Origin of the sequence: Prevotella heparinolytica, assembly GCF_004342845.1 — a bacterium.
GTDB lineage: Bacteria > Bacteroidota > Bacteroidia > Bacteroidales > Bacteroidaceae > Bacteroides > Bacteroides heparinolyticus.
The window spans coordinates 21,710-36,484 of sequence record NZ_SLXB01000007.1 but is presented as its reverse complement, the minus strand read 5'-3'; the positions used below and the strand labels follow the sequence as shown (position 1 = coordinate 36,484).

At 49.5% G+C, this 14,775-nt stretch carries 6 protein-coding genes; 3 read left to right on the top strand and 3 right to left on the bottom strand.

Annotated elements, in window-relative coordinates:
• Nucleotides 1-98: 98 nt before the first annotated feature.
• Genes EV202_RS05230 through EV202_RS05220 form a run of 3 tightly spaced genes read right to left on the bottom strand, consistent with a single transcriptional unit; the run spans nt 99 to nt 4,528 of the window.
• Nucleotides 99-1,073 carry a glycoside hydrolase family 43 protein gene (locus tag EV202_RS05230; RefSeq protein ID WP_131925910.1) on the bottom strand — a complete coding sequence of 325 codons (975 nt, stop codon included), beginning with the start codon at nt 1,071-1,073 and terminating at the stop codon, nt 99-101.
• Nucleotides 1,070-3,055: an alpha-L-arabinofuranosidase C-terminal domain-containing protein gene (locus tag EV202_RS05225; protein ID WP_131925908.1), complete on the bottom strand. Its 1,986-nt coding sequence runs from the start codon at nt 3,053-3,055 to the stop codon at nt 1,070-1,072. The genes EV202_RS05230 and EV202_RS05225 overlap by 4 nt, the downstream gene beginning before the upstream one ends.
• A gap of 24 nt (nt 3,056-3,079) precedes the next feature.
• Nucleotides 3,080-4,528 (bottom strand): arabinan endo-1,5-alpha-L-arabinosidase, encoded by a 1,449-nt coding sequence (locus EV202_RS05220; protein WP_394364510.1) that lies wholly within the window; start codon nt 4,526-4,528, stop codon nt 3,080-3,082.
• 279 nt (nt 4,529-4,807) lie between these two features.
• Between EV202_RS05220 and EV202_RS05215 the strand changes: the two genes are divergently transcribed.
• From EV202_RS05215 to EV202_RS05205, 3 genes are all read left to right on the top strand, one after another.
• Complete coding sequence (locus EV202_RS05215; protein WP_131925904.1) at nt 4,808-9,088, top strand: hybrid sensor histidine kinase/response regulator transcription factor; 4,281 nt, start codon at nt 4,808-4,810, stop codon at nt 9,086-9,088.
• Between the two features lie 681 nt (nt 9,089-9,769).
• Nucleotides 9,770-11,635: a LamG-like jellyroll fold domain-containing protein gene (locus tag EV202_RS05210; RefSeq protein WP_131925902.1), complete on the top strand. Its 1,866-nt coding sequence runs from the start codon at nt 9,770-9,772 to the stop codon at nt 11,633-11,635.
• Between the two features lie 70 nt (nt 11,636-11,705).
• A complete protein-coding gene (locus tag EV202_RS05205) occupies nt 11,706-14,771 on the top strand; it encodes a SusC/RagA family TonB-linked outer membrane protein (RefSeq protein ID WP_317127779.1) in 3,066 nt (1,021 codons plus the stop codon).
• Nucleotides 14,772-14,775: the final 4 nt, after the last annotated feature.

Here is a 14,775-nt window from a genome sequence, read left to right as displayed (position 1 = left end):
TAAGAAAGTGGCGGAAGATATTTTGAACATTTTCCGCCACTTTCTTATTCCTGAAAAACAATCCTTCCCTCAAAAACAACCAACCTCTATTTTTCTTTTCAGAAAACCCCTTCCGTGGTCATTCTCACCTGCTTCATGGTTCCATCTTCATTATAGAACAAACGGTCGATACAAACCGATCGGCGAAAGCTCCCGCCCAAGGGATTGATTCCGCCGTTGTGATAGATGAAATACCAATCACCTTTGAACTCTATGATGGCTTGATGGTTTGTGTTGGAGTTACCGGCCAACTCATTCAGGATTCCTTTATACTCCCATGGCCCCGTGATGCTGCGGCTCATGGCATAACAAATCTTCTCCGGAAATTCCGAGGCGTAAGACAGATAATACCAGTCACTGCGTTTATGCACCCACGGTGCCTCCGTAAAACGAGGTAAATCTACCGGAACAACAGGACCGTCTAATTCTATCATATTTTCTTTTAATTTGGCATAATAGCACTGACTGTTTCCCCAATAGAGATAAGCCTGCCCATCTTCATCAATAAAGACGGTAGGGTCTATATCGTCCCATAAACTCTTGCTACGTTCCGTAGTCATTGCATTGGTGATCAAGGCCGAACCGCGTGCATCGACAAACGGACCGACAGGCGAATCGGAGACAGCCACACCGATAGACTTGCCCGGCACAGTTGCATGTTCTACCGTCACATACCAGTAGAACTTGCCGTTTCGTTCAATCACCTGGCTTGCCCATGCCTCACCCTTGGCCCATGCAAAGTCTTTGGCTTTCAGCGGTACGGGATGTTCCTTCCAAATCTTCATATCCGAAGAGGAGAACACGCACCACTCGTTGAGCAGATAATGCTCAGCTTCCGGTGGACATTCATCATGTCCGGCATAGAGATAGATCTTGCCATCGTGCACCAAAGCTGCAGGGTCGGCCGTATATTTATGCTTCACAATAGGATTCCCGTGTGCCACAAAAGAAGTATCTTTCTGTGCCGACAGTTCTTTAGAAACTGCCGGCATAAAAGTCACCATCCCCAATATAAATCCGATAAAACGATTCATGACAATTTCTTCAGGATATAAACGGCAAAGGTTTTCGGTTCCAAATTCACATTCAATACTTGCCCGCTTACCTGCAAATCCGATTCACGAGGTATAACGGCCGAAGGCTTTCCAATCGTATTGTCCATATTCGGATCGGCAGATGCCAACTTGATGCAACGTCCGGCAGAGAGCACCTCTTTTTTCTTCCATCCGTCGAACTTCAATGTCAAAGGCTGAGCCTTGTCCGAAGTATTCGCCACCTTGACGATGATTTCATCTTTCAGTTTATCATATACCGCACTGGAAAAAAGGCCATTCTGCCCTTCACCGCCCGTAACAGGCACTTTGTTCATAGTGAGCGGTAATACATTCGTACCCTTATAGAGGGCGTAAAGCTGCTGCACATAGTAGCTTGCCGTTCGTACCGAATTCAAGTTATCATACCAAATCATGTCCGGACGCCACTGCCACCCTTCCACATGCGCGAACAGAGGCGCATAAGTAGCCATGTGCACTATGTCGGCATTACGTTCCAGCCCCGTCATGAAAGCGGCTTCCAGCAAGGAAGCATGGAAATGGTTCCATTTTTTTCCTTTGCCGTGACAGGCATATTCTCCGGCAAAAACCTTCGGGCCTTTGCGGTCATAGTTATCATATCGTGCTCCTTGACTGAGGAACCATGTTTCGGGGCGATAGAAATGCTCGTCCACCAAATCGGCTTTCAACCGCTTCATCTCCGGCCAGAGGTAATCGAACTGCTTCCCTTCGGAGTCGGGGCCCGAACTGCCCACGATCTTCATCTGCGGATAAGCTTTGCGGATAGCGGCAATAAACGGTTCCAGATGTTCGGGATATTCCTTGCCCCATTGTTCGTTGCCAATGCCGATAAACTTCAGGTTGAAGGAAGCCGGATGTCCCATTTCGGCACGTACCTTACCCCACGGACTATCTATGCTACCATTGGCAAATTCTATCAAATCGAGCGCATCCTGAATGTAACTGCCCAAGTCGCAAACCGCCACATGAGCGTCCGCATCGGTATTCTGAAACTGGCAAGACAAGCCGCAGCTCAGCACTGGAAGCGGCTCTGCACCAATTTCTTCCGATAGCAAGAAGAACTCATAGAATCCCAAACCGTAACTTTGGTAATAGTCGGGAAAGAAACGGTGAGGGAAAGTATATTGCCAACGGTTTTCGTTCAGAGGACGATTTTCCACAGGACCTACCGACTTTTTCCAGTCATATCGGGTAGCCAAATCCGTTCCTTCCACAATACATCCGCCGGGAAAACGGAAGATGCCCGGTTTCAGGTCGGCCAAGGCTTGTGCCAGGTCTTTCCGCAATCCGTTTTCATGTCCTTTCCAAGTATCTGTGGGAAAGAGGGAAACATGCTCCAAATCTACCGTCGGCCGAGAAGCAAGGAAGATGCGAAGCACTGCCTTTGCATCTGTGACATTCGGTTTCAGCATCACCTGATATTTTTTCCATTCTTTGGAATCTATCGTCAGTGTTTCTGTGGCAAAAGCCTGACGTTCTCCTTTCGAAGCGGTGTTCACCAGTTCCACACGAATCTTCCCAGCCTCTCCTCCTTCGGGAATGCGCGCCCATACGGAGAAGCGATATTCCTCTCCTTGCTTCACGCCAATACCGAAGAATCCTTCGTTATCCAGCCCTGTCTGCTTGTGTGGATGGCCGGAATAGGCCAAACGCACATAATGCGGATTTCGTTCAAAAGGCCCATCGTCTTTCAAGGAGACTTTTCCGAAACTTTTCCACCCCATCAGGTTCTGCGGGAACTCAAACGAACGGTTCTTCACGAGTTCGGCATACAAGCCGCCATCGGCGGCATAATTAATATCTTCAAAAAAGAGGCCGTACATGGTAGGCTGGATTTCCGCCCCCACTCTCTTGGTCTGCACCACCAGTTCATTGGTCTGTGCCTGAAGCCCCACACTTGCTGCAAAAGTGAATGCAGCCAATAATCCTGTGTATTTTCTCATGGTAAAACAAAATATTTAGATGTATCATTTGATTCTTTTTCCCCATACGGAACGTCCCTGGCTGTCAAGCCCCGTGAAGAGTATCGTTTCCGTCTCGTTCTCCCAGTCGTGCCCCGCAAAGACAATCAATCCTTTCAGTTCCTCTCCGTCAAGTGTGAGGGAAAGAGACTGTTTTTCCTCCGCAAAGCGCCAATGCCCTTTTCCATCGGCTATCTTGTTCCCTTTCCTGAAAAAAACCGTGTGAGACAAGTTCCACTCCTCATTCTTCAGTTCATCCTCACCCCAGAGAATCTGTCCGGATTCCAATCGGCGTTCATACAATGGTTCTCGCACCCGTAACACTTCCCACTCACCCAACAAATCGACGTCGGAAAATTTCTGTGACTTGCTGCCTGTATAGCGTTGGGGCGACACTACGGGCCAGCCCTCTTCCGTGAAAAACACCTGACGCACATGTAAGTCCATCATCAAGTTTTGTGGTGACAAACGTCCCTGATGCACCATGAAAAATTTGCCCTCCTCCGATGTCAACATACCGCAGTGAGCAGTTCCCGCCCAACCTTGGTGATTCCGGAAACGGTAAGGGGCTGTTAAGATAGGAAAATTATTGGTAGTATCTTTCAGTTCCTTTCCGAAATAATCAATGAAAGGACCTTCCGGCTTGTCCGAACGGCCTACACGTACATTGTAGGTCGTCATCAACGGATCGTAAGAGACAAAAAGGAAATATTTCTTTAAGTCGGGATGATAGATGATTTCGGGAGCTTCCAGATTATCTTTCCGGTAATTGGCGCGACGGGCAATCAGATGTCCCTTATCCCCTTCAGTGGCGGGAAGACCGGTCGACGGGTTCAGTTCCACGCAATACAAACCGCCAAAATATGATCCGTAGTGCATCCACCATTTACCATCCGTACCGACTACAATGCTGGGGTCGATGGCATTCATGGCAGTGGTTTCGTCTGTCTTCACCACGCAGCCCACTTGTGTCCATGGCCCTTCGGGAGAGAACGATTCTGCCAGTCCGATGTAGGATGTCTTGCGTCCGAAGGCCGATACACAGTAATAAAGGCGGTACTTCTTTCCGAATGGAATGATGTATGGAGCCCAGATATTCGTCGCCCCTTGCCCTCCGGCACGAGAGCGCACCCACTCCATCGCCTCCTGCGGAATCTTCGGAAACGCCCAACCGCAAAACTCCCAGTTTACCAAATCCTTGGAACGTCTCACCTGTATATATCCAAGCGGCACACCTTTCTTTTCGGCCTCCTTCTTATTCTCCCGATAAATTGCATCCGTGGAATACATGTAATAATAGTCGCCCAGCTTGCGACAAGAGGGGGCGTGCACATTGTAAGTGCCCCACGAACGATAATTCTCCATCGAAAAGAACGGAGTATAATCATCCGCCCAAGGGTTGGGAAAAGGCGTCGGAGCAAAGGATGAAGCTGCCCCACAGCCGGCCAACAACATCAGGGCACAAAAAGCAGTCAACAATGATTGTAACGTTTTCCTCATATTACCAAATAAAATAAACAGACGACCAAAGTTTACTTATCCCCCAGTCATCTCCCGATGAAATAATATTGTATTGAAAGACATCGCAAATATACGTCCAAAGGATTTCGGCGAGGTGGACAAACGGACAAACATGGTGGACAAACAGACAAAAAACAGATTTTGCGCAGTAAAACTTTGGCTAATCAGACTCCGGACGCTAACTTTGCCTCCGTCAACCAACAGTCTACAACAATGAAAAAAATCCTTATTGGCTCTTTACACCTTATTACAATACTTCTCTGGCTTCTTCTGTTGCCTGACCGCATACTGGCGCAAGAAGCATTTGCCAAACACTACAATGCCACTTACATCACGATGGACGAGGGCTTACCCGCTAATTTCATCGAAGATATTTTTCAGGATAGCCAGGGTTTCATCTGGTTGTCTTTGTCAGGTGGTGGCTTGTCGAGATACGATGGATATGAATTTATCCACTTCAATTCCAACACCTTTCACCGCAAACTGAAAAGCAACTTCGTGCGTTGCGTGCGCGAAGACCGCTTCCATCGTCTATGGGTTTCCTCGGAAGGGGGTGTAGACCTTATCGACCTACGCACTTTGCAGACCTTCCGTCCCGACAAGCTGAAAGGATTGCCTGCCGCACTGATGAATCATCCTGTCTCACACATAGAAGCAGACGCAGAAGGATGTATCTGGACGCACGATGGCAACCGCCTTCACCGCATAGCGTTTAATGCTGCTGGAAACATTGAAAGCATCCACTCGCTGAACCATGCAGGAATACAAAAAAACAACCTGGTATTCAAAGACATCGAGCAGAAAGGCACGGTATGGATCAGTTTGAACGGACAAATATGCAATGTAAGTCCGCAAGGAGGAGACCGCCTGCAGGCCGTACCGGTGTCTCGCAGCCTGAACTTCGCCCCGGACATCACTATCTCCGATTTTATTCTCAAAGAACACGAAATATGGATAGCTTCCAGTCAAGGGCTGTACAGATATGACCGAAACAACGACGTGGTGAAACATTACGAATACGTGACCGGCGACCCTAACTCCCTCTCCCAGAATTTCCTGACTGCACTGGCCGTCACCGAAAACAAGCAACTGATAGTAGCCACCCTATGCGGATTGAATATATACAACCCGCTAAAGGATAATTTCGAGCAGATCAGGAACGACCTGCCCGGCAGCAAAACGCCTCTGCTGAACAGTAACTTCGTGAACTGCATTACCACGGAAGGACGGCATATCTGGATAGGAACCGAAAGCGGAGGCATTAACCTATTGACCCCCAAACGGCTGGCTTTGCAGAATTTCCGACACGATAAAGAAAATCCGGGCAGCCTGAGCCGCAATCCCGTAAACGCCATCTACGAAGACGAAGCGGGCACTCTGTGGGTGGGCACAGTGGAAGGAGGACTGAACCGTCAAGCGAAAGGCAGCCACAGTTTTCAGCACTATACTTACGAAAACGGCAGCCTGAGCCATAACTCCGTCAGTGCCATTACCGCCGATGCCGAAGGCCGCTTGTGGGTCGGCACTTGGGGAGGAGGAATCAACCTGCTCGAAAAGAAAAACCCGCAACGCCGGCTGCAAACGCTGACACCAGCCAATTGCAACAACTATCCCATCTATTTTATCGGCTCGCTGACCTACGACTCTATCAATAACGGTGTATGGGTTGGAGCTAACGAAGGTCTCTATTTCTACGACCTGAAGCAGGAAAAGATGATTGTCCCCCTGCCCGACTCCATTGCCCGCAACATACACGGATGCATCGGCTCCATCATCGACCGCGACGGCCGATTGTGGATAGGCTGTCTGGAAGGAACCTACATCATCGACTTGCATTCGCGCCGTACAGCCGTACAAGAGCAGTTCCAATACCGACACCTGAAGTACAAACTCGACCAGCCTGAATCGGGACTTATCGAAAAGATTGTATGCTTCCATCAGTCTGAAGACGGAACATTATGGCTCGGTAGCAATGGATGCGGTCTCTACCGCCGTACTGTCAGTACCGACGGGCAAGAGCGTTTCGAAGCCTATACCACTGTCAACGGGCTACCCAATAACACGGTGCGCACCATTTTGGGAGATGATAAAGGACATCTTTGGCTGGCTACCAACAACGGACTTTCTTGCTTTCTCCCCGAAAAAAAACATTTTATCAACTTCACGAAACAAGATGGCCTCGACTGCACGCAATTCTACTGGAACGCCGCTTGCCGCTCGACCGATAACCTGCTGTACTTCGGACATGTGACAGGCATGGTGGCCATTACCCCCGACCTTCCTTCCTATCTCCCCTCGCAACCCGCACCTCTCCGCTTCACCCGCCTATGGGCAGGCAACGAGGTGGTACAGCCCGGCAAGGGAATGTTGCCGCAAGACCTGCCTTTCACCCGCAAAATCAGCATACACGAGAGCATGCAGTCCTTCTCGCTGGAATTCTCGGCACTCAACTACGAACCGGAAAATGCAGGCAGCTACAGCTACCGCCTCATCGGTTTCGACAAGCAATGGATTCCCGCACCTGCCAACCACCGCTTTGCCCGATACACCAACCTCTCGCCGGGCAAGTACACCCTGCAAGTGAAGTACACTCCTTATCAGGAAGGCGGCAAGGAACAAACGGCAGAACTGGACATACTTGTCAGACCCTACTTCTACAAGACTGTCTGGTTCATTCTGCTGGCTATCGTAGCGGTCGGCATAGCCATATGGCAGTTCTATCAATGGCGCGTCCGCAACCTGAAGCGCCGCAGCGAGCTGCTGCATCGCAAAGTGGAACATCGCACCCGCGAACTGAAAGAGCAGAAACTGCTGCTGGAAGAGAAAACCGAAGAACTCTCCCGACAGAACCGGCTGCTGACAGAACAGAACGAGAAAATTTCCATGCAGAAAGCCAAACTGGCCGAACTGGCGCACAAGGTGCATACAATGACGCTGGATAAAATAGCTTTCTTCACCAATATCACGCACGAGTTCCGCACGCCTATCACGCTCATCATCGGCCCCATAGAACGCGCCCTGAAGCTGAGCTATAACCCGCAGGTCATCGAACAACTGCAATTCGTGGAGCGTAACTCCAAATACCTGTTGTCGCTCGTCAACCAACTGATGGACTTCCGCAAGATAGAATCCGGAACGTTGAAGATTGTCAACACTCCCGGCAACTTCGGAAAGTTTGCCAACGAGCTGGTGATGCCTTTCGCCGTCTTCGCCCATGAGCGAAACATCGACCTGAGGTTCTACATCCGCCTCGGCGACAACCATTTGAATTACGATGAAGAAGCCATGCAAAAGATACTGACCAACCTGTTGAGTAACGCCATCAAATTTACCCCCGACGGCGGCAGCGTGTCGCTCTTCATCGCCCGGCTTCCAAAGACGGAAAAGCGTGCAGAATCGCTCTACATCAGCATCTGCGACTCGGGCAGCGGCATTCCGCCCGAAGATCTTGAAAAAATATTCAATCGTTTCTACCAAGTGCGCAACCAGCCTAAATTCCCCATGTACGGACAGTCGGGCAGCGGCATCGGCCTCTATCTGTGCCGGTGCATCGTGCAAGCCATGAACGGTGACATCGAGGTGCGAAACAACCGCACCGCCGGTTGTACGTTCCGCCTGTTGATTCCCGTATCTGCCGATCAATCTGCCGAGCCTGCCGCTTCCGAAGGCAGGCAAACCACATTCGGCCTGCCCGCACAGCCATCCGATGGCAACCAGAAACGTCTCCATATCCTCGTGGTGGAAGACAACCTCGATATGCGCGGATATATCCGCTCCATCCTTCGCGAAAAGTATCAGGTGACGGAGGCCTCTAACGGAGAAGAAGCCTTGAACGTGCTGACTTCACAGCACATCGACTTCATTATCAGCGACCTGATGATGCCCGTGATGGATGGCATCGAACTGTCTCGCCGCGTGAAGGAGAATCTCTCCGTTTCTCACATACCGTTCCTGATGCTGACCGCCAAAACCTCGCAAGAGTCTCGCATAGAGAGCTACCGCATCGGCGTGGACGAGTACCTGCTGAAGCCTTTTGACGAGACGTTGCTCCTGACACGCATAGAGAATATCTTGGAGGCACGGAAACGCTATCAGCGGAAATTTGCCGTCAGCATGGATCCGGATGCGTTGCACATTGGCGACGAATCGGGCGACAAGAAATTTATCGCCCGTATCATGGAGGCGGTGAAGACACGCTACAAAGATCCCACGTTGGAAGTCGGCGACCTCAGCGAAGCCGCAGGGGTCAGCAAGTCGCTGCTCAACCAAAAGTTGCAAAGCCTGATGGGACAGTCGCCTAATCAGTTTATCCGCAGCTACCGCCTGAATGTGGCACGCGAACTGATTCTGAAAACCCGCAACACCAAGAGTATGAACATTGCAGAAATAGCCTATGAAGTAGGTTTCAACGATCCCAAATACTTCAGCCGATGTTTTGCCAAAGAGTTCAACATCAGTCCCGGCACCTTGCTGAGCGAACAATCCCGCTCTTGAAGAACCGGTAACCCCGGTTGCAGGATCGCATCGTTTCTTTTGCCACACTTCACCGTCTCCAATGCCACACTTGACAAGGTGCAAGGTGTGAGATTTGAGCCAACAAAGTGTGGCATTTAGGACGATGAAGTGTGGCATTTCCTTCGTCAATCTGCTGCAATTTTCCCGATAAGTGGCAATCTCCTCCACCTCCACCTTCGTTTTGAGAGGAACCTTATGGAGGAAAGTCTTTTCTATTCTCCTCTTTTCTTCTCTTATCTTTTTTCTTCTCTCGCGCGCGCGAGAAGAGTTTTCATATATAACAAACTAAGAAACAGCAAATTGTTCTTGTTTATTAAAGTGCCCAAACTTGTTGGCGTTTCCAAGTTGGTTAGCACTTTCAACATATACTATTTTTCCCTAACTTTATACCCTACAAAAGAAGATGGGTGTATTCAAAGTTTGTAATTCAACGTAATACATTTATCTTTAAAGCAGAATAAAGCAGAAACATCTAAACAAAGAGAAACAAGCAGCTTTATATGGTATGGAGAAGCACAACCAATGTAAATAATACACTTATTTACTCGTTTGTCCACCTCTAATGTTCATTTGTCCACCTCTTTCAGCAGGCGATGTTATACCTTTGCGTTACTACTTGTGAGTAGAAACCGAATTTGTTTAACAATTAATATCTGTATTATGAAGAAGACAAGAAAGAGTCCGTCCATTATTATGGCGGCAATGACTATTCTTTCATTTTCGGCTTGCGAGGATTGGGGCCAAATGGATCCACCGGCAGGTACGGATGTCTATCCCAAATTGGAACAGGTAGCAAACATCGACTTCGAACCGGCTGCAAAAGAGGGCGAAGCAGGATTTGAACCGGAAAGTTTCAATTACTACGCTTATGAGGAAGGCAACATCGCCGTGGTGGAAAAAGACAATGACCACGGACACGTGCTGCACCTGCCCAACGGTTATGCCCGTACGTTCAATCCGCTGACCGCCTACAAGGTTCAAAACGGCATATCGCTGACATTCTGGGTAAAACAAGCCCTCCGCATCGACAAAGAGACGGAAGAGGAACTGGAACCCGACTTGACCGGCGCATTATTCTCTTTTCAGAACAGCAACGGAACACAACGCATGTTCCTCACTGCAAACGGCTGGTTGAAGTACGAAGGGGTGGACGGAGAATATGAAGCCAACAATCCCGAAGAAAACAAAGTTTCTCGAAATCCCTTGCTATTGCCCGCCGGAGAGTGGCACTACATGGCGGTAACCGTGCGCAACGACGGCTACAGCATCTATGTAGACGGAAAACAACGTATTGACAAAACCGTATTGAAATCAGACTTCGATTTCAGCAAGATTGTACAATTCATGGCCGCTACTTCCTATTTATATATAGGTGCCGACTCAGACATTCCCACGCAAGAGATGTGGATAGACGATATCAAAATCTATCGTAACCAGATAACCGACAACGAATGCCGGATGCCAAGCATGGAAGAGAGCGCATTTGAATATATCATCGGTGCTCCCATCATCACGGTGGGTGCGGAGGATAATTCGGCAGGCTGGTGGAGCGCCTTTTCCAACTATTTCAGGATACCCGCCGATGGACAAATAAAATTCAAGTTTACCAACCATACCAACGGAGTGGGCAATTGGAATAACTGGAACCTCTGTCTCTGTACCGATGCCGACCGGGGTGGAAGCGGCTATGCCGAATACTTTGTCATTCGGTCCGACCTCTACGGTTGGGGCGACAGCTATGGAACGGGAACTTGGACCAACGAAGGCTATGGCAACTGGGATGCTTTCCGTGCCGACATGGAAGGAGCCGATGTGACGGTAACCATCCGCCGCAACAAAGCCACAGTGGTTGTAGAAGCCACGGCCAAAGCCAATAACGGCAACGTGTATAAAGAAACTTTTACCACCACATGCGGAGACGGCGCACAGATAGTCAGAGCTTTCTTTGTGATGGACGGATCACACATCGTATTCGACACCCAAGAGACCTCCGCTTTTACTCCCCAGCCCATAACGAAAACCGCTATCGGTGCCGAAGATTGTTCCACAGGCTGGTGGCAGGAATTTTCTGACTATTTCCTGATTCCTGCCGGACAGAATCTGCGCCTTGAATTCGAGAACCACACCAACGGGGCGGGCAACTGGAACAACTGGAACCTCTGCCTCTGCACCGATGCCGACCGTGGTGCGGGTGGCTATGCCGAATACTTTGTCATTCGATCCGACCTTTACGGATGGGGCGACAGCTATGGAGCAGGTACCTGGACCAACGAGGGCTATGGCAATTGGGATGCTTTCCGTGCCGACATGGAAGGTGCCCAAGTGACTATAAACATCTTGCGCGACGGAGCCAAAGTGACTACTACGGCTGTTGCCACGTCACCTAACGGAAACGTGTATAAAGAAACTTTTGTAACAAACTGCGGCGACGGCAACCAACCTGTACAAGCATTTCTCATCGTAGATGGCTCGCACCTCAAGATGGATAGTTCAAACTGCTACCTGTTTACTCCGCTATTTAAGTAACAATCCTTATAAACAATACATTATGAACAACAAAACAGTCACAATATCAGCTACTCCCCGCTTGGCGGGCATGTTGTTGGCACTTGCCTTCATGCTGACCGTGCAGCAACTTTTTGCCCAAAGCAAACAAGTGAGCGGTGTAGTGAACGATGCCTTCGGTCCCGTAATCGGTGCCAGCGTCGTGGAAAAAGGCACAACAAACGGTGTGATTACTGATTTGGAAGGTAATTTCAAACTCACAGTGAGCGGTGAGAATGCCACACTGCAAATCTCCTACGTAGGGTATCAGACCCAAGAGATTCCCGTTGCAGGCAAAACCTCTTTCAACATCCTGATGAAAGAAGACAGCGAAATGCTGGAAGAAGTGGTGGTTGTGGGATACGGTGCCCAGAAAAAGGAGAGTGTGGTAGGAGCCATTTCTCAAGTTTCGAGTAAGGAACTGCTTGCCTCACCTGCCGCCAACGTGTCACAAGCCATTGCCGGTAAAATTTCGGGTGTGATAACCTCACAGACATCCGGTGCGCCGGGTTCGGACGACACGCAGATTTATATCCGCGGCCGTGCCACCTTTGCCGGTGATGCACAACCGCTGGTGTTAGTAGATGGTGTGGAACGCTCGTTCGCACAAATAGCTCCGGACGACATCGAAACCATCTCCGTACTGAAAGACGCTTCGGCCACAGCAGTCTACGGTGTACGCGGTGCCAACGGCGTGATGCTGATTACCACCAAACGCGGCAAGGAACAAAAACCGGAAGTGAGCCTGACGGCCAACTACCAGATTCAAAGCCCTACCCGTAAAGATACGTATCTGGACTCTTACCAATCGTTGACACTGTTGGAAGAAGCATTGGCCAACGACGGTTTGCCTTCGCAATTCAACGCTGCCGACCTGGAAATGTTCCGCAAATCGAGTGCGGGTCAACTGAGCGGCATCGACGCCATGCTCTATCCTAACGTGAACTGGTATGACGAAGTGCTGAAAAACAGTGCTCCCGCCCAACGCTACAACGTGAGCGTGCGCGGAGGCACAAAGCGTATGCGTTACTACGCGTCGGCCGAGTATTACAATCAGCAGGGATTGGTGAAGGATTTGAGCAATGACAAGTTCGGCAACTCTTCCAGCCCGTCTTTCACCCGATATGCCTTCCGTGCCAATATGGACCTCTTCCTGACCAAAGACCTGACTTTCTCCGTCAACTTTGGTACGCGTTTCGAGGAGCGCGGCGGTTCGAACAGCAACGAAAGTCCCGCTTATAGCGAAATCTTCTACGAAATGAATCATACACCGGGATGGCTCTTCCCCGTAAAAACCGAAGTGCAGAACGGAGAAAAGCGGCAAATCATTTACGGCGGCAGTTCGCAATACCAAAACAACATCGTAGGACGTCTGGCCGAAGCCGGCTTCTATCGCTCCACCAACACCATCAACGAAACCAATTTTATTGCCGACTACAAAATGGATTGGCTGACCGAAGGCCTCAGCGCCAAAGCAATGGTTTCGTTCGACTACGACTCGTTCAACAAAAAACTATATAGCAAGTCGTTTGCTACATACGAGCTGAACGACCGCGACAACTATGACGACATTGATGCCTACAACCGCTTCAACAGCGACGGTGAACTGGCCGGCTCGCAAGATCGCAATGCCATCTACAAGCTCTACATGGAAGCACAAATCAACTATACCCGCAAATTCGGCAAACATGACGTTACGGGTATGGTGCTCTACAACCAGAACGACTATCGCGTGAACGACGAACTGGCCAAACGTTATCAAGGCTTAGTGGGTCGTGCCACATACGGCTACGATGACCGTTATCTGGCAGAAGTGAATTTCGGTTACAACGGTTCGGAAAACTTCATGAAAGGCAAACGTTTCGGTTTCTTCCCGGCTTTTTCTTTGGGATGGCGCATCAGCAACGAAGAGTTCATGCAAAACTCCTCCGGGTGGCTGAACAATCTGAAACTACGTGCCAGCTACGGACAGGTGGGTAACGATGTCTATCAGGTAGGCGGGGTAACACAGCGTTTCCTCTACGAAGAAAACTGGCAGCAACTAAGCAATGATTACTACTTTGGAAGTACCGGCATGAGCGGTATCTATGAGTCGCAATATCCTAACTATGGAGTCACTTGGGAACGTGCGCATAAATACAACGTCGGCCTTGAATTCGGTTTGTGGAACGGTTTATTGAACGGTAACATCGACCTCTTTTACGAAAAGCGTAATGATATTCTGACCCAGTTCCTCACCCGCCCGCAATGGGTGGGAACCACCATGGCCGCCGCCAACTTGGGAGAAACCGCCAACAAAGGTTTTGAAATCGAACTGAAGCACAGCCATCGCATCAACAAAGATTTCACATACAACGTTGGCTTGACTTTCTCGCATGCCAGAAACGAAATCAAAAACATGGATGAGCCGAAGTTGAAAACCGATTACCGCAAACGCGAAGGGCATCCCATCGGTCAATACTTCGGTCTGGTATGCGACGGATTCGTGACACAAGCCGACATTGATGGCGGCCGACTGCCCGTCTCTACTTTCGGCAATCCAAAAGCGGGTGATCTTAAATACCGTGACATGAACGAAGACGGATTCATTGACGAACGCGACGAAACCTTCATCGGTTACAGCGACGTTCCCGAAAACACCTATGCACTGACCTTGGGAGCAAACTACAAAGGTTGGAGATTCAGTGTCATGTTTCAAGGCGTAGATCACGTAAGCCGCTATTACGACGCAGAAGCTATGTATGCCTTTGTTAACGGCGGCAAGGTGAAGGAACACCATCTGCAACGCTGGAATCCGGCAAAAAGCGAAAGCGAAAATCTGGCCAATGCCCAATATCCTCTGCTGCACTACGACAGCTATGGCGACCACAATCAGCGTCAAAGTTCTTTCTTCCTGAAAAACGGAGCTTTTGTCCGTCTGAAGAATATCGAACTGAGTTATACGCTGCCCGAAAAATGGTCGAAAGTGGTGGGAATGAGCGATTGTCGTCTTTACGTCAACGCCAACAACCTCATGACATGGGATCATCTGGATGACTTGGTAGATCCGGAAAGCAACGGTTCCAATCGCTATCCGATTATGAAGACAGTAAACTTTGGTGTAAACATTAAATTCTGACAGT